We start from the raw sequence: 24,444 nt of genomic DNA, 5'->3' as shown, positions 1-24,444 counted from the left end.
ATCGGTTCAGGGGTTGACCGTGGGTGGATTCGCCGTCTCCACCCACGGGTGGAGACGGCGACTTGCTCAGACGTCGATGCGCGAGCGGTCCAGGGTGGCGGCCGAGCTGGCGATGAACTCCTTGCGCGGTGCCACGTCATTGCCCATCAGCAGATCGAAGACGTGCTCCGACGATTCCAGATCGCCGATGTTGATCCGCCGCAGCGTACGGTGCCGGGGGTCCATCGTGGTCTCCGCCAGCTGGTCGGCGTCCATCTCGCCCAGACCCTTGTAACGCTGGATCGAGTCCTTGTACCGGACGTTCTTCCGCTGGAGCTCCAACAGCCGCTGGCGCAGCTCGTTGTCGGAGTACGTGTAGATGTACTTGTCCTGGCCCTTCTTGGGCTGGACCAGCTCGATCCGGTGCAGCGGGGGTACGGCGGCGAAGACCCGCCCCGCCTCCACCATGGGCCGCATGTAGCGCTGGAACAGGGTCAGCAGCAGGCAGCGGATGTGCGCACCGTCGACATCGGCGTCCACGAGCAGGACGATCTTCCCGTAGCGGGCGGCGTCGATGTCGAAGGTCCGCCCCGACCCGGCTCCTATGACCTGGATGATCGCACCGCACTCGGCATTCTTCAGCATGTCCGAGACGGACGACTTCTGGACATTGAGGATCTTGCCTCGGATCGGCAGCAACGCCTGGAACTCGCTGTTCCGCGCAAGCTTGGCCGTACCGAGCGCCGAGTCGCCCTCGACGATGAAGAGCTCGCTGCGGTCCACGTCGTCGCTGCGGCAGTCGGCGAGCTTCGCCGGCAGCGACGAGGACTCCAGCGCTGTCTTGCGGCGCTGCGCGTCCTTGTGCTGGCGGGCCGCGATGCGCGTGCGCGCAGCCGCCACAGCCTTGTCCAGGACCGCCCTGGCCTGGGCCTTGGCATCGCGCTTCGTCGAAGTCAGGAACGCCTTGAGCTCCTTGGAAACGACGCCGGCGACGATCCGGTTGGCCGCCGAGGTGCCGAGTACCTCCTTGGTCTGGCCCTCGAACTGCGGCTCCGCCAGCCGTACGGTGACGACCGCGGTGAGGCCCTCCAGCGCGTCGTCCTTGACGATGTCGTCCTCGGCGACGCGGAGAAGCTTGGCCGACCGCAGTGCCTCATTGACCGTCTTGGTCACCGAGCGTTCAAATCCGGTCACATGGGTGCCGCCCTTGGGGGTGGCAATGATGTTGACGAAGGACTTGAGGTTGGTGTCGTATCCGGTGCCCCAGCGCATCGCGATGTCGACAACGAGTTCACGGGTGACCTCGGTCGCCGTCATGTGACCGCGCTCGTCCAGGACCGGGACGGTCTCCTTGAAGGTGCCCTGGCCGCTCAGACGCAGGACGTCACAGACCGCCTTGTCCTGGGCGAGGTATTCGCAGAATTCACTGATTCCACCGTCGAAGCGGAAGGTCTCCTCAGTCTTGCCCTGGCCGTCGAGGCCACGCTCGTCGCGAACGACGATCGTGAGCCCGGGGACGAGGAAGGCCGTCTGCCGCGCCCGCTGGTGGAGCGTCTCCAGGTTGAGCTTGGCGTCCTTGAGGAAGATCTGCCGGTCCGCCCAGTAACGCACTCTGGTTCCGGTGCGCGCCTTCGGTACCCGCTTGCCCTTGAGCAGGCCGTTGGCCGGATCGAAGGGGCTGTCCGGCCCCTGCTCGGTGAAGATGCCCGGGACTCCGCGGCGGAAGCTGATCGAGTGGGTCGCGCTGTTGCGGTCGACCTCGACATCGAGCCGGGCGGAGAGCGCGTTGACCACGGAGGCGCCCACGCCGTGCAGACCGCCGGACGCGGCGTACGAGCCGCCGCCGAACTTCCCGCCGGCGTGCAGCTTGGTCATCACGACCTCGACGCCGGACAGACCCGTCTTGGGCTCGACATCGACCGGGATACCGCGCCCGTTGTCCCGGACCTCCACGGAATTGTCGTCGTGGAGGACGACCTCGATGTGATCGCAGTAACCGCCCAGGGCCTCGTCGACGGAGTTGTCGATGATCTCCCAGAGGCAGTGCATGAGGCCGCGGCTGTCGGTGGACCCGATGTACATACCGGGACGCTTGCGAACCGCTTCGAGCCCCTCAAGTACGAGCAGGTGCCGCGCGGTGTAGTTGGAACCGTCTCGGTCTGCTCCGGTCAGCAGCGCAGTGGACGGCACGGACGTATCGGCGGTCACGCGGTTCGCTCCTCGCTGAATTTCATTTGGGGCCCAAGTGGGTAGCGGGCTCGGCTTCGGTCGCCGCTGAGAGGGTACCGAGGCCTGGTAGAGCGGTTGTAACGCCACCCTCCGAGAACCCTCACACTAGTCCAGCCTCGCATACACGTTCGATCCCTCGCAGGAGTGACGCGAACATCACGTTCCCTTCCAGGCATGAACCATTTAGGCTCCGGGCACGTCCTCATGAACAAACCGGCAAGCCAGCCGGGAGGATCCACACATGACAAGCAACGCGAAACCGTAGCGCTACGCAATACGGCACATTCGCCGCGAACCGGCAACAGACAGCCATCTTGAGAAGAAGTTTCGAAGAAAAGCCACGAGCGGGAACGTTTTCGGCCTGGTTGGATGTTGACCCTGGTACGACAGCTCGTCGAGCTAGAGAAGAGGCGACGTGACTACTGTTCTGACCCCCGCGAGCCCGCTGACCGCAGCAGACCGCTGTGACCGTTGCGGCGCCCAGGCATATCTGCGCGTCGTCCTGATCAGCGGCGGTGAGCTGCTCTTCTGCGCCCACCACGGGCGCAAGTTCGAGCCGGAACTCAAGAAGATCGCCGCGGAAATACAGGATGAGACGGACCGGCTGACCGCCGTACAGGCCCAAGCCGCCGCAGAGGAACAACACTGACACCTCGCATCCACGACGAGCCAGGGCCAGGTTCCGGACCGGCCGATGGGCGGCTTCCCAGGAGGAAGCCGCCCGTTCTCGTACCTACGCGATGTTGTCGTTCAGCTACCGGCCGGCATCCAGTTGATGGCGGCCGAGACGCGGGTGTACACGCCGGGGCTCGCCGCCCTGCCACAGCCGTTCCCCCAGGACACCAGCCCAATGAGCCGCCCACCGGCCACCAGCGGCCCGCCGCTGTCGCCCTGGCATGAGTCATACCCGCCCTGCAGTTCGCCCGCGCAGAGCATCGCTGAGGCGTCGTACGTGCCATTCCTGCCGCCCGGGTAGACCTGCGCGCACAGGCTGTCCGGCAGGACGCTCACTTTGGCGGCACGGAGTGAGGACGCGTAGTCGCTGCTCCCGGTCGTGTCACCCCACCCGTAGACGACGGCCTCCGTACCCGGCCGGTATGCCGCGTCACCGGATTCGGCCATCGGGATCACGCTCGTCGCGGGCAGCGCGTCGGCCAGAGTGAGCACCGCCAGGTCCCCCGCGTTCGTGAGGGGGTCGAATCGCGGGTTGCTCCATGCCGCCTGGACCGGCACCTCCTTCCCGTCGGTGCCGGGCAGGGTGTCCCGGCCCGAGATGATCCGCAGATCGCGCACTTTGTCGATGTCGACTCCGAGCGCCTCCCTGCTCAGGCAGTGCGCCGCGGTCAGCACCTTCTTCGGCGCGACCACGACACCGCCGCAGAACTGGCCGGCGCGCGTATCTCCGAACCGGTCCCGACTGGACAGCGCGACGACCCAGGGGCTGTCCTTGACGTGTGCGGGCTGACCGCCGATGACGATACTGTCCGCAACAGCCGGAGCTGCGGATCCGGGCGGTACCGCGGCCATGGTGGCCACCAGGGCGAGCACCCCGGTCATGGCGCGGAAGACAGTACGGGACATGCGCACTCCTGACTCTGTGGTGAACCATTTCCCACCCAGAGTCATCCGACGTGCCATGGATCGCACCCGCAGATAGGCCGAGGGGCCCGGCTCCCCTGCGGGATCCGGGCCCCTCGGCCTGTGTTCTTCTGTGACCTAGTCGAGGTAATCGCGCAGCACCTGCGAACGCGACGGGTGGCGCAGCTTCGACATGGTCTTCGACTCGATCTGACGGATGCGCTCGCGCGTCACGCCGTAGACCTTGCCGATCTCGTCCAGCGTTTTCGGCTGGCCGTCGGTGAGACCGAAGCGCATCGAGACCACGCCGGCCTCACGCTCGGAGAGCGTGTCGAGCACCGAGTGCAGCTGCTCCTGGAGAAGCGTGAAGCTGACCGCGTCGGCCGGGACGACCGCCTCGGAGTCCTCGATCAGGTCACCGAACTCGCTGTCCCCGTCCTCACCCAGCGGGGTGTGGAGGGAGATCGGCTCGCGCCCGTACTTCTGGACCTCGATGACCTTCTCGGGGGTCATGTCGAGTTCCTTGGCCAGCTCCTCCGGCGTGGGCTCGCGACCCAGGTCCTGGAGCATCTGGCGCTGCACACGGGCAAGCTTGTTGATGACCTCCACCATGTGCACCGGGATACGGATGGTGCGGGCCTGGTCGGCCATGGCGCGGGTGATCGCCTGACGGATCCACCAGGTGGCGTACGTGGAGAACTTGTAGCCCTTGGTGTAGTCGAACTTCTCGACCGCGCGGATCAGACCGAGGTTGCCTTCCTGGATCAGGTCCAGGAAGAGCATGCCGCGGCCGGTGTAGCGCTTGGCCAGCGAAACCACGAGACGGAGGTTGGCCTCCAGCAGGTGGTTCTTGGCGCGGCGACCGTCCTCGGCGATGATTTCCAGCTCGCGCTTGAGCTTCGGCGCGAGCTTGTCGGAGTTCGCCAGCTTGTCCTCGGCGAACAGACCCGCCTCGATGCGCTTGGCAAGCTCGACCTCCTGTTCGGCGTTGAGGAGGGGAACCTTGCCGATCTGCTTCAGGTAGTCCTTGACCGGGTCGGCGGTGGCGCCGGCGACGGCAACCTGCTGCGCAGGCGCGTCGTCCTCGTCGTCGTCGGAGAGGACGAAGCCCTTGTTCTCGCCCTCGCCCTCCTCTTCGTCGACCTTGCCGGCCTTTACTTCCTCGGCCGCCTCGTCGCCGTCGAGGAGCTCGTCGTCCTGCTTTCCGGACTTCTTCGCTGTTGCCTTCTTGGCCGCCGTCTTCTTCACGGCGGTCTTCTTGGCAGCCGTCTTCTTGGCTGCTGCCTTCTTCGCAGGGCCGGCCGCGGCAGCGTCGTCAGCCACCACGTCCACGGTCTCTGCCGACGGGGCGGCAGTGGCCGCGACCGTCCTGGTCACGGTCGTCTTCGCCGCGACAGTCTTGGTGGCGGTGCGCTTGACCGGGCTCTTTGCTGCGACGCTCTTGCGGGCACGTTTGGACGGCTCCGCGGCACTGACCATCAGCGTCACACCCTCTTCCTCGAGGATCTGGTTGAGGCTGCGCAGAACATTCTTCCACTGGGTTGGCGGAATCTGGTCAGCCTCGAAGGCCCGACGCACGTCATCGCCGGCGATCTGCCCATCAGCCTTTCCCCGCTCGATGAGCGCCATCACAGACTCGGACTCGGCGATCTCCGGCGGGAGCGTACGGGATGTGCTGGCCGACACGAACAACCTCTCGGAACGATGGAAACGGCTTCCGGTCCGGCCCTGGAGAGGGCTGGAACCGACGACCGCCGGGCTGGGAATGTACCGACGGCGCGGGTTTGGCCTCAGAACTGCACAGCGCACTGAATGGCTGCTGTATTCCTTCCGCGGCGGTCACCTCTTAAGTCATCGCACTGTTTCGAGGAGTGTTACGCCCAATCCGCGTGGCCCGAGTCACACCTCATTTGCGACGAACGTGACCATGGGTGCGATTCCACCACAATTGTGCCGCCGGACCATGAGGGTCCGGCGACACGTGGTTCGTACACCCTGGCCGTGCTGCGCTCAGTGCTCGCGGGGGGCGGGCACCACCCGTTCCACCTCGGGGTGGACGACGAGCAGTTGACGCATGGCCGCCTCGGCGCCGGCCGAATCGCCCGATGCGAGGGCTTCGACGATGCGCGCGTGGTGACCGAGGGACGCCTCGGTGGGGCGGTCGCAGCCCGTGACAGGGCCACCCGAAACCTGTAGCGCCGCGGAAACGATGCCGGAGAGGTGCTCGAGCATGCGATTGCCCGCTGCCTGGATGAGCAGGGAGTGGAATTCCGCGTCGGCCCGGGAACAGGTGATCCCATCTCCCTGTCCGAGCGCGTGCCCCATGATCTCGACCATGTCGCCGAGGCGCTGCTGAATGTCCTCGCGACCATGGCCTGCGGCGAGACGGGCCGCGAGCGGTTCGATCGTCCACCGGAGCTCGCCCAGCTCGCGGCGCTGATCCTCACGCTGCGGCCCGAAGGCGCGCCATTCGATGATGTCGGGGTCCAGTAGGTTCCAGTCACTGACGGGGCGGACCCGGGTGCCCACGTTGGGCCGGGCACTGACCAAGCCTTTGGCCTCAAGAACGCGCAGCGATTCGCGTACGACGGTGCGAGAGACCTCGAAACGCTGACCGATCTCTTCCGGCACGAGGGGCCGGTCGGCACCCAGATCACCGGAGACGATCATCTGACCCAGCTGCTGGACGAGTTGGCCGTGGAGGCCGCGGCCCCGACTGGCCGAGCCCCGTCGGCCCGCTCGGCCGAGGTCGGCATCGGGACCGTCCCAGGAGCGAAGAGGGGCACGCTCGCCGGCCGGCGCCTCCGCATACGGGTAGCGGTCGAGTTCACCCGGGCCGGCGAGGCCGGAATCGGCGGAGCGGGCGGCGGTCATCATGGTGTGCGCAAGGGTACTCACGCATCCTTTGTCGGCGCGGCTCACCCGACCCTTGAGGTCTTTGGTGAAAAGCACACGAAAGGGTGATCGCCACCCACCCCCCAATTGACGCCTTATCGGTGGAAATCGGGCGCCTTCAAGGAAGTTGCCAGCCTTGGAGCGGCCCGACGAAACCCTGCGATCACCAACGAACCCTGCTGCGAAGGCTGGTGAACAGATACGCACAGATCAGGGCCGACAACGACAATGACAGCGCGGTACCCACGGGGTGTGCCACCACGCGCACGACAGCCGCCACCCACCGATCCGTCTCGTACGGCCAGCGCGGCCACACCAGCTCGCGAAGCCTGCCCGGAAGTCCGGCGACCGGACGGGAGGCCGACCCCGCCAGCACGTGCTGAACAAACGGAACGACGAGTACGGGAACGGCCAGCACGGCGGCAACTCCGGCCGTCGCCACCCTGAACACTCCGGCGGCCAAGAGGCCCGCCCAGGCGCAGCCGACCGTCAGTCCCGCCCAACCTGCGCCCAGGAATGCCGAATTCGGTGGCACCTTGATCAAATCGTCGCCGTACACCAGGTGAATGGCTTCGGCGGACGCCAGCACGACGATCACGGCGAGCACCAGGGCGACGCCCGCTGACACCACCAGCTTGGCGAGAAGCAGTCCCAGACGCCGGGGGACGGTGCCTCGGCCCGCCGCGAGCGCGGGGTAGCGGAACTCGTCGCCGAAGGAGAGGGCGCCGATCAGTCCGGCTCCGACTGCCGCGGGTGGCAGCGGCAGCAGCGACGGCCAGCCCGCCAGCACCTTCGGCAGCTGAGCATGGCCGGAGCGGGCGAGGAGAAGGGAGAGCCCGACCGAGGCGACAAGCACGGCGGCCATGACCAAGGTTGTTGTTCTGACGCCGAAGAGGCGGCGCAGCTCGTAGCGCAGCGGGTGGAGCGGTCCGCGGGCCGAGCGACGGCGGATCGGCGGGAGCAGTTCCGGCCCGGATGCCTGCGCGGCCGGTCGCGATTCGGTCTCCTCTTCGCCGGTGTCTGCCGGCTCCGCGGGCTCCGTGGGACGTGCGGGACCGTCGTCCGCCACCTCGTCGGCGAGTTGGTGCACCGGGAGCCCGTGCCGGAATGCCGCGTCGCCGATTTCCGCGCAGGTGGAACCGTAGACGGAGAGACGGCCGCTTGCTTCGGTGACCACCTCGACCGAGCGCCGGGCCGCTCGGGCCTCACGGGCGAGGACGGCAGCGAGGCGCGCTGCGTGCGGGGTCCGGATCGCGACCCGGGGGCGGAGACGGGTCCGCGAGAAGTCGTCGACGCTCTGGTCCGCGACGAGACGTCCGTCGTCGATGGTGACCACATGGTCGGCGACCCACGCGGCTTCCTTGGGATCGGCCGTGGCGTAGAGAACGGTGCCGCCCTGGGTGGCGTGCGACTGGAGCAGGCCGTGCAGCCGGCACTCCTCGCGCACAGAGAGCCCTTCTGCGGGATCGTCGAGGATGAGCGTGTGCGGGTCGCCGAGCAGTGCCGAAGCCAGGGCGAGCAGGCGGTCCATACCGAGCGAGAGTGTGCCGACGCGCTGATCCCGGAGTCCGGCGAGACCTACGGCCTCGAGCAGTTCGTCGGCCCGGGATGCCGGTACACCTGCGGCGGCGCAGAGCATACGGAGCTGACCGCGGACGGTGCGGGCGGGATGACCCGGGACGTCCCCGAGGAGCACTCCGACCTCCCGTGCCGGGTGCGGAATGCGGTGCAGCGGCCTGCCCCGGAAGTAGGTGACCCCTCGTCCCGGGTCGAGTTCGAGCATTAGACGGAGGGCGGAGGTCTTGCCCGAGCCGGGGGCACCCAGAAGCGCGGTGACGTGGCCCGGCCGGGCCTCGAAGGTGAGGTCGTGCACGGCGGCCGGAAGGCCGTGGCGTGGAGCGCTGGTGAGTCCGATGGCCTGGAGCATCGCTTCTCTCGCGGAAGGTGAGACCGCTCGGCGGCAGGGCGGTACCGCAGCAAGATAACGCGACATATTCGACTTTTGGTGCAGCATCGACCTTGCGGGCGTTCCGCCAGGTCAGACTTCCGGCCTCAGCATCGGCGGGTTGAGCACCGTGGCCGCGCCGACCCGGAAAAGCTGGGCAGGGCGACCACCCTGGCGCGTGGTCGTTCCGCCGGCAGGCACCAGGAACCCTGGCGTACCCGTCACCTTGCGGTGAAAATTCCGCGGGTCGAGAACCACGCCCCACACCGCCTCGTACACCCTCCGCAGCTCACCGACCGTGAACGCCGGCGGACAGAAAGCGGTGGCCAGGGAGGAGTACTCGATCTTGGAACGCGCCCGTTCCACGCCATCGGCAAGGATCTGCGCATGATCGAAGGCGAGCGGGGTCTGGTCCTCGCCCTCATGGCCGAGCCCGCTCTCCGGCCCGAGCAGATCCTCGACCGGCGCCCAACGCGCACTGTTCGCATCGCCGCCGGCCCGCGGTGCCGGCAGATCGGGGGCCAGAGCGAGGTGAGCGACGCTGACGACCCTCATCCGGGGGTCGCGCCCGGGATCACCGTAGGTGGCGAGCTGTTCAAGATGGGCACCGTTGCCGACCGCCGGGGCTGCAGGATCCTGGGCGCACAGTCCGGTCTCCTCGACGAGTTCGCGCGCCGCTGCGGCTCCGAGATCCTCATCGGCTTTGACGAACCCGCCGGGCAGCGCCCATCGCCCCTGGAATGGCGGCTCGCCTCGGCGCACCACCAGCGCACAGAGCGCGTGACGGCGCACCGTGAGCACAACCAGGTCGACGGTGACAGCGAAGGGCGGGAAGGTCGACGGGTCGTAGGGCGGCATGCGGTGATCATAGTCGTCTGCCTGACGATAAACACTCCCTTCGCCGTGCTCGTAAACATGGCTACGTTTGCCGCGTACTGCGGCACGCCTACTGCGACCCGACTACTCCGGCGTGATCACTCCAACTCACCGCCCCGGACCCTCCGGGGCGCCGGCCACCGACCCCCCGGAGATCACCGAGTCCTTTGCCTCCTCCGCCCCCTTGGCCCGGAGGGCTGCGGGCCGCTTCAAGCCGGTGTCGTACGGAGCGCCGACCGGCTGCGGCCCCTGGCTGAGGACCGCCTGCAACGGCCACGGCGTTGTCGGCCGAGGGTGGCGGTCATCGACCGCTCCTGGACCCTCGACGGCTCGGGGAAACTTGCCCGGACCGGCGTCGGGCAACAGCTGCTTCGGGGCGATTCGAGCCCGAAGTGGTCTTCCTTCGCCGAGTGGCGGTCGGGCGTACGGTGCGGGGCCGCGTCCGGTCCGGGCGGGGGCGCCGACCCGTCCGGGCATTGCGCTCACCCCGGAGACAGCGGCGCAGCGTCTCCGGGTCGAGGCCTTGGTTACACGCCTCGTGGAGGAGCTGAGCAAAGGTGTACCCAGGGTCCACTCGCAAAGCGAGACCCAGCGCCACCCGTGCACCCGGTTCATCACCTGTCGACCAGGAGACCCATCCGGCCAGGGTCAGCGGCGCCGCGGCGTGCTCCTCGTACGGCGCGACACAGCGACGGGACAGCGCCCGCCAGAGCCGCAACGCGGAATCGGCTTCAGGTCCTTCCATCCATTGCGCGGCCTTGTCGCGGGTTTCCCGGTCCTGCAGTCCGAGGATCACCGCAGCGGCCTCGTCATGGCTGATCAACCGGTCGTCATTGATGTCCGACGCGGAAGGCGCCGCCATCGGCGCCTCCCTGAGGCGTTTCATGAGCCTTCGCGCGAGTCCCAAGGTCTCCCGGGCCACGTCCTTGCGTCCCGCTTCGTCGAGGATCTTCGGCACCAGCTCGGCACCGGCCGAGTCGAGTGCCCGTTGCTGGTCTGCCGCCATCTCGGTGTTCAGCGGTTCGAGCCTGGCCTCCATCTCCCGCAGCGTTCCGCGCACTTGAATGCCCGCGTACGCGGCGGCGGCCGCCATCACAGAGGTGCCGGGCATAGCCATCTGGTTCCCTTCAGCCGGGCAACAGCGACTGTCCGGGCAGCAGTACGACCAGTAGCGGCCGCCAGAGATGCAGAGTGCTTCGAGTACGGGTACCTCGAGGGCGCCGCAGGCCGTACGCAGGTGCTGGGCAAGGGGACGCAGCCGCTCCATCGTCTGGCTGCGGCTCTCGCCCTGGGCCGGGTCCTGGCAGAGGAAGATGACAATCGCGTCAGGGCGCTCCCCACGCCGTTCGCTTCCCTTAATCAGGCACTCGGCAAGCTGCTTGGCGACGGACGCCCATTCCTGGGGTGCCTGAGGGATGCCGAGCCTGAGCCGCCCGCCGAAGCGCCCCCGGCCGCCGTGCAGGGCGACCATGACCACGCTGTCGTTCGGGTGGAACCCCATGAGATAGGGGAGGGCATCGGCGAGCTCGGCAGGCCCCCGCAGGGTGATCTGCTGCTCGCCGACCGGACCGGTGGATTCGTGGTGCTGGTTCATGGCACGACCGTCCCGCGAGCGGCCAAATTCCGCGACCCCTGTGGATAACTTTATCCACAGGGGCGCGGGGTCGTTCGCGGTTTGTCGTAGTCATCGGGTTGCATGGGGGCATGACCAACGCAGACCGCGCAGAGCTCAGGGCTTCGGCCGATTCAGTACTCGCCCAACTCGTCGGGGACACCTCAGGTGCTGCACGGCTGCGGGAGGACCAGTGGCGAGCCATCGAGGCACTCGTCGCCGACAAGCGCAGGGCCCTGGTCGTCCAGCGAACCGGCTGGGGCAAGTCCGCCGTGTACTTCGTCGCGACATCGCTGCTCCGGGCGCGGGGCGGCGGACCGACCGTGATCGTCTCGCCACTGCTGGCGTTGATGCGCAACCAGGTCGCGGCGGCGGCTCGGGCAGGAATCAGCGCCCGCACGATCAATTCGTCCAACACCGAGGAGTGGGACACCGTCCAGGCCGAAGTTGCGGCCGGGGAGGTGGACGTGCTGCTGGTCAGCCCGGAGCGTCTCAACAATCCCGATTTCCGGGACCAGGTCCTGCCCCGGCTTGCAGCCGCGACCGGGCTCCTCGTGGTCGACGAGGCGCACTGCATTTCCGACTGGGGTCATGACTTCCGGCCCGACTACCGACGTCTGCGGACCATGCTGGCCGATCTGCCCGCCGGCGTACCCGTGCTGGCGACCACGGCCACCGCGAACGCGCGGGTGACCGCGGATGTCGCGGAGCAGCTGGGCACCGGTGCAAATACGGATGCTCTCGTCCTGCGTGGCCCGCTGGACCGGGAGAGCCTCAGCCTTGGCGTCCTTCAACTTCCCAATGCCGCACACCGGTTGGCCTGGCTGGGCGATCACCTCAAGGAACTCCCCGGCTCGGGGATCATCTACACGCTGACGGTCGCGGCCGCCGAGGAAATCACCACGTATCTGCGCCAGTGCGGCCACACGGTGGCGTCCTACACCGGCCGCACCGAGAACGCCGACCGCCAGCAGGCCGAGGACGACCTCCTTGCCAATCACGTCAAGGCCCTGGTGGCAACGTCCGCTCTGGGCATGGGATTCGACAAGCCCGACCTGGGTTTCGTCGTTCATCTCGGCTCCCCCTCCTCCCCCATCGCCTACTACCAACAGGTGGGGCGCGCGGGCCGCGGCGTCGAGCATGCGGAGGTGCTGCTGCTCCCGGGCAAGGAGGACGAGGCAATCTGGCAGTACTTCGCATCGGTTGCCTTCCCTCCCGAGGAACAGGTCCGTCGGACGATCGATGCTCTCGCGCAGGCGGGCCGCCCGCTTTCGCTGCCTGCTCTGGAGCCGCTGGTCGATCTGAGACGCACCCGGCTGGAGACCATGCTCAAGGTGCTCGATGTCGATGGCGCTGTCAGGCGGGTGAAGGGCGGCTGGATCGCCACGGGTGAGCCCTGGGTGTACGACTCCGAGCGCTACGCCTGGGTGGCCCGCCAACGGGCCTCCGAGCAACAGGCGATGCGCGAATACGCGACGACGACCGGCTGCCGCATGGAGTTCCTGCGCCGCCAGCTGGACGACGAGAACGCATCCGCATGCGGACGTTGTGACAACTGCGCGGGGGCCCGCTTCGACGACCACGTGTCGGGGGCGGCACTGGACGGTGCCCGGGGCGAACTCGCCAGGCCCGGCGTGGAGGTGGAGCCCCGCAAGATGTGGCCGACCGGTCTCGCCGCCGTGGGTGTCGATCTCAAGGGCCGTATTCCTGCGGGAGAGCTGTCGTTCCCCGGCCGTGCGCTGGGCCGGCTCTCCGACATTGGCTGGGGCAACCGGCTACGTCCGATGCTGGCGGCGCAGACGGCGGATGCCCCCGTGCCGGACGATGTGACGAACGCGGTCGTCAGTGTGCTGGCCGACTGGGCCAAGGGTCCCGGGGGCTGGGCCTCCCGGGGTGAGGACGCCGCACCTCGGCCGGTCGGAGTGGTCACCATCGCCTCACGCAGCAAGCCGCAGCTCATCCAGTCGCTCGGCAGCCGCATCGCCGAGGTCGGCCGGATGCCCCTGCTGGGCAGTGTCACCTATGCGCCGGAGACCGATGGCGTGCGGATCTCACAGACCAACAGCGCACAGCGGGTTCGGGCTCTGCACGAAGCGTTGGTCGTGGAGCCCGAGTTGGCCGACGCCTTGGTCACCGCGGGCGGTCCCGTACTGCTCGTGGACGATCTCTCGGACACCGGCTGGACACTGGCCGTGGCGGCGCGACTGCTGCGCCGTGCCGGGGCAAAGGGGGTGTTTCCGCTGGTCCTCGCGGTTCAGGCGTGATGGGAGGCGTCATCCGAGCACGGCATGGGCAGGGATATCAGAGTCATTCCGGCTGATTCCCGTCAGCTGCGCCAATTGCTCGTTGCCGCCCGCCGATACGCCAGGAAGAATTGGACTCGCTCCCCGCACGGCCCTTTCGCGGCCCTGAAGGGCTGTGCCGCGGTGCGCCCTCACTCGACCCTGCCCGCACCGTGGGCGCGCATGCGAAGGGAGGACCGTGACCTTCGGATTCGCTCCGTCCGCAGCCACTTCGATATCGGCGTCTTCGGCATCCGTCGAATCCGCCAACCGCCTTGCCAGGATGCTCGAACCGGCCGAGTGGGCAGAAGCGGGCATACCGTTGCTGCGCAACCCCCGTGAGGTGGTCAGCGGCCTGCATGCCAGGCACCGGCCCGCACCGGAAACCGCTGTCGTCGCCGTACTCGACCACGATGAACGCCTCACAGCCAGCGCCTCGTTCGCCCGCCGCTCCGTTACCGCGGACGGCTGGGATTTCCGCAACGCGCTGCTGGCGCACATACGCCGGGTGATTCCGCACGACCTTCGCCGCCGCACGCCTGTCCGCACCGCCGTACTCCTCTACTGCCGTGAGGGCGACGAGCGTTGGACGGAGGAGGACGGGGCATGGATGTGGGGCCTGCGGGACGCGTGCACATTGCACGGCCTGCGGTGCGGTGCGTACATCACGCTGACCCGCGGCGGCTGGCAGGTGTTGGGCGAGGGCCGGAGCGGGCGTCGACCCAACTCCACCTCGCGGCCGTCCGCGCTCGCCGAAACGTCGCTGGACCCTGATCCGGTCCCGCTGCGCACCGGCGGCGGTGCGGCTCAGGCGCTGCGGCGCACCGCAGCACGCTGACCCGTGGTCGCGGGCCCGGCCACCCTCTCGGGCAGCCGGGTCGCCCCAGTCCTTCACCCCCTACGGATCAGACGCCGGCGCCGAGCTCTGTGTTGATCCGCTGTGGGTCTCCGCACACGATCAGCAACGCACCTGCTCGTTCACGGGCACCGGACAGCACACCGGCAACGGCGTCACCACCGTCCCCGTTGACGGCGACGACCACTACGGGCCGGGGCTTGAGCCGGTCCGTGGCTGCGGCACCGGCGAAGAAGACATCGTCGCCGACGTCGTGCTGCGCCCAGTAGGCGGCCTCACCGAAGGTGAGTTCGTGCGCAGCCCACGGGTGCTGTTCTCCGGTGGTGAGCACCAGGATGTCGCCCGGCGCGCGTCCGGAGTCGAGCAGCAGATCCACCGCTTCGTCGGCGGCGTCAAGTGCTCCGGCGGCCGAGGCGGGGATCAGCTGGATCTGTGGTGCGGAACGATTCTCCGACCGGGCCGCCTGCGGCTGGCCGGAGGTGGAGTGCGGGCGCTGCGCCGGGGGCGCGGGCCTCGCGGGGCCGGGTCCCGGGCGACCCGGGCGCGGCATGGCCGCTGAACGCGGGCCGGGTACAGGACGGGGGGTCGACGCGGTGCGGCCTGTGGCCGGAGTGACGCGGGGACCCTGGGCGCTCTCGTGAATCTGAGGCTCCTCGGGGGTGAGAGGCATGGGTGTTTGTCTATCAAACGCCGACGCGCAAGGCATAGGCGGGTGGGTACATGTGCGCAATCAGAAGTCGAAGCCGAGTTGGCCCCCGCTTTCCAGTGCAGCCGCCTCGGCGGAGAAGCGGACCTTCTTGAGGTGCTGCCACCTGGGCAGCGCGTCGAGGTAGGACCACGAAAGGCGGTGCAGGGGCGTGGGCCCCCACTCCTCCAGCGCGGCCCGGTGCACGGGCGACGGGTAGCCGGCATTGGCGTCGAAGGCGAAGGCGGCGTACTCGGAAGCCGCGCCCAGTTCGGCCATCATCGTGTCTCGTCGAACCTTCGCGATCACCGAAGCCGCCGCGACCGCGATACAGGACTGGTCGCCCTTGATCACAGTGCGGACCTGCCAGGGCTCTCCCAGGTAGTCGTGTTTGCCGTCGAGTATCACCGCGTCGGGTCGGACCGGCAGGGCTTCGAGGGCGCGCACGGCGGCGAGGCGAAGCGCAGCTGTCATGCCCAGGTCGTCGATCTCCTGCGGAGACGCATCTCCCAGAGCGAACGTGGTGACCCAACGCTCCAGCAACGGGGCCAGCTCCGCGCGGCGCTTGGGGCTGATCAGCTTGGAGTCGGTGAGTCCGGCGGGAGGTCTGCGAAGGCCGGTGACGGCCGCACACACTGTGACTGGTCCCGCCCACGCTCCGCGTCCGACCTCGTCGACACCGGCGACGGTCTTGGCACCAGTGGTCGCGCGCAGTGAGCGCTCGACGGTGTGCGTGGGTGGTTCGTACGGCATGGCGCCTGTCAGCGTACGCCGATGGGTACGCCGGCAACACCCCGGGGCACCCGTCGGCCGACCGAGCCGCGGAACGGTTTGCGGCTCGGTCGTGGCCCTCGTTGTTCAGTTTGCTGCGGTACACGCGTCAGCCGAGTCATATGTACGCGGTCGGCGGTCGCGAACGGTTGTGCCGAAGCCGGGAAAACTCCACTGGGGTTCGCAAACTGGAGTGCTCCCCCCATACTTGCGTCACATTCGTGAAGCATGGAACGCAGCGCGGAACGGTGCGCCTCCTGTACCTGTCGGGACCTGTCGGGACCTGTCGGGACCTGTCGGGACCTGTCGGGCCAGATCCGTCCGGCCCGGCTCACATCAGTACGGGTCGTAGGGGTCGTACTGATCGTCTTCGTCACCGCCTCGATCGCTGCCACCGCCGCCCGTACGCGAAGCCGCGCAATTCTGTGCCAGGTCCTCCGAACTCCGCTTTCGCAGAATGTCCCGGGCCCGCGCCTCGCCCCAGCTCGTGGCGTACCACGGGGTGTCCGAGGATCGCAGCGACCGTTGGATGTCCTTGAGTGCGCAGGAGCGCAGTGGCTCGGGCAGCGTATCCAGGGCCGGTACGGCGTCGGCCGAGAGGTCCCGGAGGTAGTCGATGTCGATCGAGTGGTCGTTGCGGTACCGCTGGACGTTCTGCTTCGCGATCAGCCCGTCGGGCGAGACCAGTCCGAACGCGAGCACGGCGACGGCTGCGCTGGCGGCGACGGCGCGCGGCAGCAGCCGGGCACCGAACACGCCGGCCACCATGATCAGGACGAGAACCACGCCGAGCCAGAGTTCCACCGCAGCCACGGATATACGCAACCGTGTCAGACCGTACGCATCGACATACAGGTCCATGCGCCGCAGTGCGGACGTCACGACTACGAGGGTGAGCAGGCACAGCGTGCCGAGCACGCTCCGTACGAGAGTTCGGTCACTGCCCCGTCCGCGAGGAGCCCAGCGCAGGGCGATCGCGATCACCAGCAGCGTGAGGAGCGTGGCCCAGAGAAGCTGCCAGAAACCCTGCCGGGCGTATTGGGAGTAGCTCAGATCGGTTTCGGCCATGACCTTGTCGTATCCGCCGAGCAGCACAGTGATCTGGATGGCGATGAAGACGGCGAACAGCAGGTTGAGCACGATGAGCGGAAGGGCCCATTCCAGCCGTCCGCGAGCCTTCCCCGGACGAACGGTGATGCCGTCCCACCGTACTGGTGCGGCTGCGCTGTACGCGGCGGCGAGCGCACCGACCAGGCCGATCACGAAGAGGAACAGCCGCCAGGGGCTGTCGCCCACCGAAACTTCCGGGATCAGGTTGCCGAGCACGTCGGCGAAGGCGGCATCGGCGCTTGCGAACAGTGTGCCGAACACGATGAGCAGGACGACCGCCACACCAGTGGTGCGGAATGCGATTCCGAGTCGGCCCCGGGGGTCTGCCATCCGTTCGCGCACTCCTCGGCCGCCCCAGGCCAGGCCGTCGGCGATGGAGCTGAACAGGCCCAGTGAGCCGAGAAACACCCCGAGCCAGCTGCGACTGCCGTGCAGGGCGAGTGAGCCCAGCGCGACGGCCGATACGACGGCCAGGAAGGTGGGCCATCCGGCGTCCCGAAGGGCCGGGACAGCGAGGAGCGCGAGGCCGCCGACCGCCCAGACAGCTGTCCATGGCCGGAGCCGGCGACCGGCCGCCTGTGCGGCGAAGTAAGCCGCGAGCGCTGCGGGAGCCGCGACGATCAGGAGGTTCAGGCCGAGGCCGTCACCCAGCAGGATGGCGCTCAGTATCGCGGTGGCCAGGACGGAACAGAGTGTCGCGCTCCGGATGGCGGCGGGCTTGGCCGGGCGAAGTCGCGAGACCGCCGAGGCCTGGGGTCTGCCCTGCCGCCAGGGGTTGGGCGGGCGCTGCTGTCCATCCTGTTGCGCGTAGGCCGGCACCTTCGGCGGCTCGGCGGCTGCGCCGCGGGGCTCCGGTATCGGAGCCTTCGGCATCGCGGCCGTCCCGGACCTCCCGTCACGCTCCGACCGCTCCGTCAGCTCGGACCCCTCGGACCGCTCGGGTCCCGCGGGGGCATCCTCCGGCCAAGGTGTTTCTGACGTGTGATCGGACATAGGACCCCTCCCCCACCGCGGTCTGCACGCACCGCCACTGGGCAGCGCGGGGGCACCCCGGCGTCTCATTTCGGTGCGCGCCCGTCAGGATGATCACCGAGGGCGACGTGGCCGAAAGAGTAACTTCCCCTTACGGATACCGGCCGTGAGAGGAAGGGCTGTGGCAGTACCGTGACAGTCGCGCGATCCGATCGACGCACCGCGTCATCGTCATCGGCACCGCTGTCACCGCCCTTCGCCCTACCGCGGGAGCCAGTCCGGCAGCTCCTCCGTCTGTGCCGACCAGTCGGCAGGCGGTGCGCCCGACTTGCCCGCCGCGACGATCCCGCCGACGATCGCACAGGTCGTGTCGACATCGCCGCCCGCTTGGGCCGTCACCCAGAACGCCTGCTCGAAATCGCCGAGACTTCGCGCCGCCGACCAGAGGGCGAACGGAACGGTGTCATGTGCACTGGTGCGCCGGCCGTTGCCGAGGACCGCGGCGACCGTCCCGGCATCGCCGTAGTCGAGCATGTCGCGTGCCCGGCGCAGCCCGGCGCCGACCGCGCTGCGCGGTACGAGCGCGATCACACCGTCAAGAAGTTCTGTCGGGGTGGACGGTCCCGCAGGCGCCGCCGCCAGCGACGCGGCGGCCGCAACAGCCATCGCACCCACGACGGCCTCGCGATGCTGATGCGTGGTGTACGAGGAGATCTCGGCCTGGTGTGTGGCCTGCTCCGGGTCGTCCGCGTACCAGGCACCGAGCGGCGCGATGCGCATCGCCGAGCCATTGCCCCAGGAGCCCTGTCCGTTGAACAGGGCGGACGCCAGCTCCCGCCAGTCGCCGCCTTCCCGCACCAGGCGGAGCAGCCGGTTCACGGCGGGGCCGTATCCGCGGTCGAAGTCGTGGTGGTCGGCGAAGGAATGAGCGAGCGCGTCCTGGTCGATTCGCTCGTGCCTCACCAGCACGGCCAGCACCGAGGAGGCCATCTCGGTGTCGTCCGTCCACTGCCAGGGGCCGGGTGGGAGTCCGCGCTGCTTCAGCAACGGATAGTTGGCCGGAACAAAGAACTGGGAACCCAGGGCGTCTCCCACAGCCAGTCCACGCAGGCTGGCCAGGGCGCGTTCGAGACGTTGCTCGGAGGCGGAGTCAGCGGTTGTCATCTCCCTTCCACTCTATCCGGTGATGCCGTACGGCTCAGGGGTGCGCCAGCGTTCGAACGGCCGGTCAAGGGTGTAGCGCCCGTCCTCTCCGAGTATCAGTGCCCTGATCTCGCCGTTGCCCGGATTGGACAGCGATTCGAACTCGGCCACCGACCAGTGGAACCAGCGCATGCAGAACAAACGCATGGTCAGCCCGTGCGTGACCAGCAGAACATTCGGCGGGTGGTCAGGGGCTTCGAAACTCCGGTACAGGCTCTCCAGGAAGGCCCCGACCCTGTCGTACACGTCTGCCCCGGACTCGCCTTGGGCGAAGCGGTAGAAGAAGTGCCCGTAAGCATCCCGGTACGCCTTCTGCAGTCTCACGTCCTCCCGGTCCTGCCAGTTCCCCCAGTCCTGTTCCCGCAGCCGCGGCTCCTCCCTCACCCGCACCCGCTCGAGGTCCAGCCCGAAGGACCGGAAGGTCTCGTGCGTGCGGCGGTAGGGCGAGACATACACGCTGACCCGTTCGCCGTCGAACAGCTCGCGCAGCCGCACGCCCGCCTCCCTGGCCTGCCGCAGCCCTGTCGTGGTGAGCCTCAGCGCATGGTCCGGCTCACGCTCGTACACCGTGTCGTCGGCGTTGCCTTCGGACTCCCCGTGTCGGACGAGGACAATGCGTTGCGGTCGTGCCATGTACCGACCCTAGATCGACTGCGGCTCATTCGAGCAGTTGTCCGGACTCCATCCGGCGGATGCCGCCCGTGAAGCGGCGGCGCAGCGCCCTGTCGTGGGAGACCACCACCAGCGCGCCCCGCCAGAGAACCAGGGCTTCTTCGAGCTCCTGCACAAGTCCCAGGGCCAGATGATTCGCGGGCTCGTCGAGCAGCAGCAGGTCCGCGGGCCTGGCCAGCAGGCGGGCGAGGGCGAGACGTCTGTGCTGCCCCGCGGACAGCGATCCGACCGGCAACTGGAGATCCCGGGCCCGGAAGAGTCCGTACGAGAGCAGCAACTCCGCCTGTTCGTCGTCGGTGAGTGGCAGTCCCCGGCCGAACATCGCGAGCACCCGCTCCGCGGGTCGGTGCGTCGGTATCTCCTGCGCGAGGTAGCCGATTCCGCCCCGCCGGACCACGCGGCCCGCGTCCGGTTCGAGCACGCCTGCCATGACCCGGAGCAGAGTCGACTTCCCCGCTCCGTTGCCGCCGTGAATCAGCAGTCTCTCGCCCGCCGCCACGGAGAGCCGGTCGACTGCGAGCCGGTCACCCACCCGTATACCCGTCAGGGACACCAGCTCCCCTGCGGTCGCGCCTGCCATGGGCCGAGCGGTGAAGCGCAGAGGGTCCGGGGGCCTGGGGACGGGCTCCTCCCTCAGCCGCTCCAGGCGCTTGCGGGCGTTGCGGATCCGCCCGGAGACCGAGGCCTGGACCCGGCCCGCGGCCCGGTCGTACGCCATCTTGTTGTTGTCCTTGATGTCGCGGCCGGCCGCGACGTCGTGTGCGGTGGTCGATGTGTACTCCTCCAGGTGCGCCGTCTCCTCGCACCACTGCGCATAGGACTGCTCCCAGCGTCGCCTTGCGGCGGTCTGTTCGGTGCGGAATCCCTCGTATCCACCGCCGTAGCGCACGACGGTCCGGCGGTCGGAGTCGACCTCAAGCACCGCTGTGGTCACGCGCTCAAGGAAGATCCGGTCATGGGACACGGCGATCACCGTGCCGGGATGGGACAGCAGTGAGCCCTCCAGCCAGTCGAGAGCGGCTCCGTCCAGGTGGTTGGTGGGTTCGTCAAGCAGCATCACCTCGGGGGACGCCGCGATCAGGCAGGCGATGCCGAGCCGCGCCTGCTCGCCGCCGGAGAGACTGCCGAGGCGCCTGGTCGGCCCGATGCGTGCCAGACCGAGGCCGTGCATCGCCTTGTCGACACGCGCGTCCGCTTCGTATCCCCCGCGTAGTTCGAAAGCCGTGAGCAGGTCTCCGTAGGCGGCGAGAGCGGCGCGGTCGGCCGTACCGAGCTCCGCTTCGGCCTCCCGCAACTTCCTTTCCATCGTGCGCAGTTCCGCAAGGGCGTCGTCGATTACGTCCTGGACCGTGCTGTCCGGCGGCAGTCTTGGCGTCTGCGCCAGCAGCCCCGTGCCGCCGTCGGCCGCCGTGAACGCCTCACCGGAATCCGGCCGTTCCAGGCCGGCGAGCAGGCCGAGCAGGGTCGTCTTCCCCGCGCCGTTCTCTCCCACGACGCCGATCCGCTCCCCTGGGCGCACCGTCAGTGAGACATCGTCGAGCAGCAGCCTTTCACCGCGGGTCACGGTGACATCACGCAGTGAAATCTGTGCAGGCAAGGGCACCTCCGAACTCGGACAGCCGACAGGCAGCGGAAGCAGCAGCGCCCAGCGAGGAACTGCCGGGAACAGCCGCGAGCCGCCCGGCAACCACCCCATAAACACAACCACTGTCGCATTAAGCATGAGCGTGGCACACTGGAACGCACTAACGCAACAGGAGTAGCAATTGACTGAACGAAAAGCCACCCGGGAGACCACTGTTCCGGCAACCCCGCTCGCCCCCGGTAGCCGTCGCCCCGGAGGTCGCACCGCTCGCACCCGCGCGGCGGTCCGGGATGCCGTCCTCACCGGGCTCGTCGAGCACGGCTATCCGGGCCTCTCCGTCGAATACGTCGCCGAGCAATCCGGCATCCACAAGACAACCCTCTACCGCCGCTGGGGAAACCTCGAAGGGCTGGTCGTGGATGCCCTGGACCTGGCCGGCGAGGACAGCTGGACACCGCCCGACACCGGAACCCTGGCGGGAGATCTGCGCGCCCTGGCGCACACGACGGCCACCGCCTTCACCGACCCCGCCGCAGCCGCCGCGCCAACCGCGTTCATCGCCGCGGCCTTCCAGTCCCGGCGCGCCGCCGAGGCGCTGCGCGACTTCTACGTCGAACGGTTCGCCCGCTGCGAGGTCATCGTCGCGCGCGCTGTCGCGCGCGACGAACTGGACCGGGACACGGACGCGGGAACACTGGTCAGGGCAGTGACCTCACCCTTGTTCTTCAGGCTGTTCATCACGCGTGAACCCGTCGACGAGAGGCTGGCCGACCAAGCCGCCGATGCGGCGCTCGCAGCTGCCCGAGCGGGCATCTTCAACAGCCCACCTACCTCGGCCTCGGCCGAACCCACGTGATCAGCGGCCCGATCGATCACGTGCACAGGCTCGACCGCACACCCGTCATCCGATCGAACCCGGCTCGGCCAACCGCCTGCCCCGCCTGGCCGCCCCGCACCGTCCAGCCGCCCCGCACCGTCCGGCCGGCTGGCCGATCACACCGTCCAGGACGGCTCGAGCTGCACCACGTCTCCCGCCACGGCCGCCACATCGTCCTCGGTCTGCGCCCGTTGCGTCAGCCGCTCGATGCTCCCCGCCCGGTACTTGCCACGCTCGGCGCTCGACTGCCACATGGACAACACAAGGAACTCGTGCCCCGGCGCCTCCCCGAACACCCCCCGCAGCATCCCCGGAGATCCGGCCATCGCCGGGTTCCACACCCTCTCCTGCATCAGTGCGAAATGCTCGACCCGGTCCGCGTGCACCTTGCTGTGCGCCACCCTGACGACATCCGCATCGGTGAAGCGCGGCTCGAAGCCGGTCTTCACATCGAAGCGGTACTCGAACAGCTTGACCTGGATGCTGCTGTACGTGCCGGACTGCGCGGCGGCCAGCCCGTCGTGGGCACGAGCCATGAACGAGTCGTAGAAGACGCGGTTCTCCCAGAAGGCGAAGACATGCGCCACTTCCGGATGCCCTCGGCTCCACCCGCCGCCCTGTCCCCTGAATCCCGGCTCACCCAGCAGCCCCGCCCACTTTCGCTGTCCCCGCTCAAAACCCCGACGGTCCACCACGGTGCAACGAATCCACTTGACCAGCACCGCGCCATCGTACGGTGCGGAACATGGCGCGGGTCACTCTCTGATGGAGTACGCCCGAACCGATCGGCGTGAAGCACAGAATGATCTCCATGGCCTCGCTGCACACCAACCCCCTGTTCTCCCGGCTCGAATCCGCACAACGCGTCCTCGTCGCGGGGGCCGGGGCGGGTTCGACATCTATGCGGGACTCCCCCTCGCGCTCTCCCTGTTCCATCAGGGCAAGCAGGTCCACCCCGCCAATCTGTCTTTCAGCGCTCTCGAAGGACTGCCCCTCGATGCCCGGCTCGCGCCGACGTCGCCGTCATCACTCCCGAAACGGCCCTCCACCAGGCATACTTCCCGGAACGCACGCTCGCCCAGTGGCTCGCCCTGCACGGCTACCCGAGCCATGTGCATGCCTTCTCCCGAGTGGGCGTACAACCGCTGCGAGCCGCCTACCGGGCGTTGATCGAGAAGTACGACATCGATGCGGTCGTCCTCGTCGCGCCCTGTTCGTCGACGCGGTGGCGCACGCCCACCACACCCCAGACCACCCCAGCATCGTCAACGGGTCGATTGCTGCGGCCGTCCATGGAGCCTTCGGGGACGTACAGTTCACCTCGCGCACCCGTGGCAGTGAACTCTTCATCAACCCTCTGATGACGCTCTGCTTCGCCTTCGAACTGGACGGAGTGGCCCGCAACTGCCTCTATCTCGACCGCATCGAGGACACCCATCTCATCCGTCAGGTCAGCAGCGCCATTGAGGCCTTCCGTGAAGAGGTCCGGCAACGACCGCCTCGCCGCATTCCGCACTGAACCGGCAAACCAGCAAACCAGCGAACCAGCGAACCGGGAATCCAGCGAACCGGCGGGCGTGGAACCGTCGATCGACACAGTGGCCCGATTCCGTCCCTGGCGGCCAAGCCGGTTGGATCCACGGTCCGTTACGGACATGATCGGGTGGTATGAACGGCCCGACGACCCAGCGGCGAACCAAGGAGGGAAGTCCGATGAGCACGCCCAACAAGGACATCCAGAAGGTCGAAGTCAGACTCAAATGGGATCCCAGTCCTCCGGGTGCCCCGGCCCATGACCTCGACATCATCGCGGCGACCTACCTCGCGGATGCGCCGTACGGCAGTCCCGCGTATCTCGTGCACTTCGACAGCCGCTCGCCGGACGGCACCATCACCCTCAACCGCGACAGCAGGACCGGCCAGGGCTTCGGTTTCGACGAGGTGATGACGCTGGAACTGGGCCGGTTGTCGACCGCGTACACCCGGGTCGTCGTCGGAGTCGCCATTCAGCAGCGCGACGGCCACAAGACATTCGCCGAGATAGCGAATACTGGTGTACAGGTCCGGGAGGGCTACACGAATCTGGCGGAGGGCGACTTCTCCGCGGTCGGCGCCGCCACCGCTGCCACCGTCGCGGAGTTCGTCCGCAGCGCCTCCGGTGTCTGGGAGTTCCACGCCACGGTCCGGGGCTTCGACGGCGACCCCGATTCGTTCGCCGGAATGATGGGAAGCCGTACGTCCGGAGCCTGACGCCTCGCGCAACACGGTCCGCACGGCATCCGGCCGAACGGTCCCGGTCCTGGTCCCGGCCACTAGG

The 24,444-nt window shown here is 68.3% G+C and carries 19 protein-coding genes and 1 pseudogene; 6 read left to right on the top strand and 14 right to left on the bottom strand.

The features are described from left to right. Nucleotides 1–66 precede the first annotated feature (66 nt). The gene (locus OH735_RS28380) at nucleotides 67–2,187 is read right to left on the bottom strand and encodes a type IIA DNA topoisomerase subunit B (protein ID WP_406384462.1); all 2,121 of its coding nucleotides are present in this window, start codon (nucleotides 2,185–2,187) and stop codon (nucleotides 67–69) included. A 436-nt stretch (nucleotides 2,188–2,623) separates the two neighbouring features. Between OH735_RS28380 and OH735_RS28375 the strand changes: the two genes are divergently transcribed. Then, nucleotides 2,624–2,857 (top strand): hypothetical protein, encoded by a 234-nt coding sequence (locus tag OH735_RS28375; RefSeq protein WP_406384461.1) that lies wholly within the window; start codon nucleotides 2,624–2,626, stop codon nucleotides 2,855–2,857. Between the two features lie 101 nt (nucleotides 2,858–2,958). On the opposite strand, the gene OH735_RS28370 is transcribed toward OH735_RS28375, so the two are convergent. The 6 genes from OH735_RS28370 to OH735_RS28345 form a co-directional block, all read right to left on the bottom strand. After that, nucleotides 2,959–3,789: a S1 family peptidase gene (locus tag OH735_RS28370; RefSeq protein WP_406384460.1), complete on the bottom strand. Its 831-nt coding sequence runs from the start codon at nucleotides 3,787–3,789 to the stop codon at nucleotides 2,959–2,961. 135 nt (nucleotides 3,790–3,924) lie between these two features. Continuing rightward, nucleotides 3,925–5,472, bottom strand: a complete 1,548-nt coding sequence (locus OH735_RS28365) for an RNA polymerase sigma factor (protein WP_406384459.1) — start codon at nucleotides 5,470–5,472, stop codon at nucleotides 3,925–3,927. A 324-nt stretch (nucleotides 5,473–5,796) separates the two neighbouring features. Further along, nucleotides 5,797–6,684 carry a FadR/GntR family transcriptional regulator gene (locus OH735_RS28360; protein ID WP_406386780.1) on the bottom strand — a complete coding sequence of 296 codons (888 nt, stop codon included), beginning with the start codon at nucleotides 6,682–6,684 and terminating at the stop codon, nucleotides 5,797–5,799. Between the two features lie 160 nt (nucleotides 6,685–6,844). Next, nucleotides 6,845–8,608, bottom strand: coding sequence for an ATP-binding cassette domain-containing protein (locus OH735_RS28355; RefSeq protein WP_406384458.1), 1,764 nt, complete (start codon nucleotides 8,606–8,608; stop codon nucleotides 6,845–6,847). A 111-nt stretch (nucleotides 8,609–8,719) separates the two neighbouring features. Continuing rightward, nucleotides 8,720–9,484 carry an NUDIX domain-containing protein gene (locus tag OH735_RS28350; RefSeq protein ID WP_406384457.1) on the bottom strand — a complete coding sequence of 255 codons (765 nt, stop codon included), beginning with the start codon at nucleotides 9,482–9,484 and terminating at the stop codon, nucleotides 8,720–8,722. Between the two features lie 319 nt (nucleotides 9,485–9,803). Beyond that, entirely contained in the window at nucleotides 9,804–11,096 is a 1,293-nt protein-coding gene (locus OH735_RS28345) for a DUF4192 domain-containing protein (RefSeq protein WP_406384456.1), read from the bottom strand. Between the two features lie 110 nt (nucleotides 11,097–11,206). On the opposite strand from OH735_RS28345, the gene OH735_RS28340 reads away from it, so the two are divergent. Together OH735_RS28340 and OH735_RS28335 are read left to right on the top strand one after the other, a co-directional pair. Next, nucleotides 11,207–13,378 carry a RecQ family ATP-dependent DNA helicase gene (locus tag OH735_RS28340; RefSeq protein ID WP_406384455.1) on the top strand — a complete coding sequence of 724 codons (2,172 nt, stop codon included), beginning with the start codon at nucleotides 11,207–11,209 and terminating at the stop codon, nucleotides 13,376–13,378. Between the two features lie 217 nt (nucleotides 13,379–13,595). Beyond that, nucleotides 13,596–14,234: a hypothetical protein gene (locus OH735_RS28335; protein WP_406384454.1), complete on the top strand. Its 639-nt coding sequence runs from the start codon at nucleotides 13,596–13,598 to the stop codon at nucleotides 14,232–14,234. A 67-nt stretch (nucleotides 14,235–14,301) separates the two neighbouring features. On the opposite strand, the gene OH735_RS28330 is transcribed toward OH735_RS28335, so the two are convergent. The 6 genes from OH735_RS28330 to OH735_RS28305 form a co-directional block, all read right to left on the bottom strand. Then, nucleotides 14,302–14,922 carry a hypothetical protein gene (locus tag OH735_RS28330; protein ID WP_406384453.1) on the bottom strand — a complete coding sequence of 207 codons (621 nt, stop codon included), beginning with the start codon at nucleotides 14,920–14,922 and terminating at the stop codon, nucleotides 14,302–14,304. Nucleotides 14,923–14,982: 60 nt separating this feature from the next. Next, a complete protein-coding gene (locus tag OH735_RS28325; protein WP_406384452.1) occupies nucleotides 14,983–15,690 on the bottom strand; it encodes a ribonuclease HII in 708 nt (235 codons plus the stop codon). 354 nt (nucleotides 15,691–16,044) lie between these two features. Then, nucleotides 16,045–17,811: a DUF4153 domain-containing protein gene (locus OH735_RS28320; RefSeq protein WP_406384451.1), complete on the bottom strand. Its 1,767-nt coding sequence runs from the start codon at nucleotides 17,809–17,811 to the stop codon at nucleotides 16,045–16,047. Between the two features lie 240 nt (nucleotides 17,812–18,051). Next, a complete protein-coding gene (locus tag OH735_RS28315) occupies nucleotides 18,052–18,954 on the bottom strand; it encodes an ADP-ribosylglycohydrolase family protein (RefSeq protein WP_406384450.1) in 903 nt (300 codons plus the stop codon). A 12-nt stretch (nucleotides 18,955–18,966) separates the two neighbouring features. Then, nucleotides 18,967–19,626, bottom strand: coding sequence for a histidine phosphatase family protein (locus tag OH735_RS28310; protein WP_406384449.1), 660 nt, complete (start codon nucleotides 19,624–19,626; stop codon nucleotides 18,967–18,969). 25 nt (nucleotides 19,627–19,651) lie between these two features. Continuing rightward, complete coding sequence (locus tag OH735_RS28305) at nucleotides 19,652–21,262, bottom strand: ABC-F family ATP-binding cassette domain-containing protein (protein ID WP_406384448.1); 1,611 nt, start codon at nucleotides 21,260–21,262, stop codon at nucleotides 19,652–19,654. Between the two features lie 169 nt (nucleotides 21,263–21,431). Between OH735_RS28305 and OH735_RS28300 the strand changes: the two genes are divergently transcribed. Next, a complete protein-coding gene (locus OH735_RS28300) occupies nucleotides 21,432–22,106 on the top strand; it encodes a TetR/AcrR family transcriptional regulator C-terminal ligand-binding domain-containing protein (RefSeq protein ID WP_406384447.1) in 675 nt (224 codons plus the stop codon). Nucleotides 22,107–22,243: 137 nt separating this feature from the next. On the opposite strand, the gene OH735_RS28295 is transcribed toward OH735_RS28300, so the two are convergent. Then, nucleotides 22,244–22,849 carry a YdbC family protein gene (locus OH735_RS28295; protein WP_406384446.1) on the bottom strand — a complete coding sequence of 202 codons (606 nt, stop codon included), beginning with the start codon at nucleotides 22,847–22,849 and terminating at the stop codon, nucleotides 22,244–22,246. Nucleotides 22,850–22,938: 89 nt separating this feature from the next. On the opposite strand from OH735_RS28295, the pseudogene OH735_RS28290 reads away from it, so the two are divergent. Both OH735_RS28290 and OH735_RS28285 read left to right on the top strand, forming a co-directional pair. Further along, nucleotides 22,939–23,646, top strand: a pseudogene (locus OH735_RS28290) (hypothetical protein). 194 nt (nucleotides 23,647–23,840) lie between these two features. Next, on the top strand, nucleotides 23,841–24,377 hold the full coding sequence (locus OH735_RS28285; RefSeq protein WP_406384445.1) for a TerD family protein: 537 nt from the start codon (nucleotides 23,841–23,843) through the stop codon (nucleotides 24,375–24,377). The last annotated feature ends 67 nt before the right edge of the window (nucleotides 24,378–24,444 follow it).

Source organism: Streptomyces sp. NBC_01618, from assembly GCF_045209435.1.
Lineage (GTDB): Bacteria > Actinomycetota > Actinomycetes > Streptomycetales > Streptomycetaceae > Streptomyces.
This window is presented reverse-complemented; position numbering and strand designations above follow the sequence as displayed.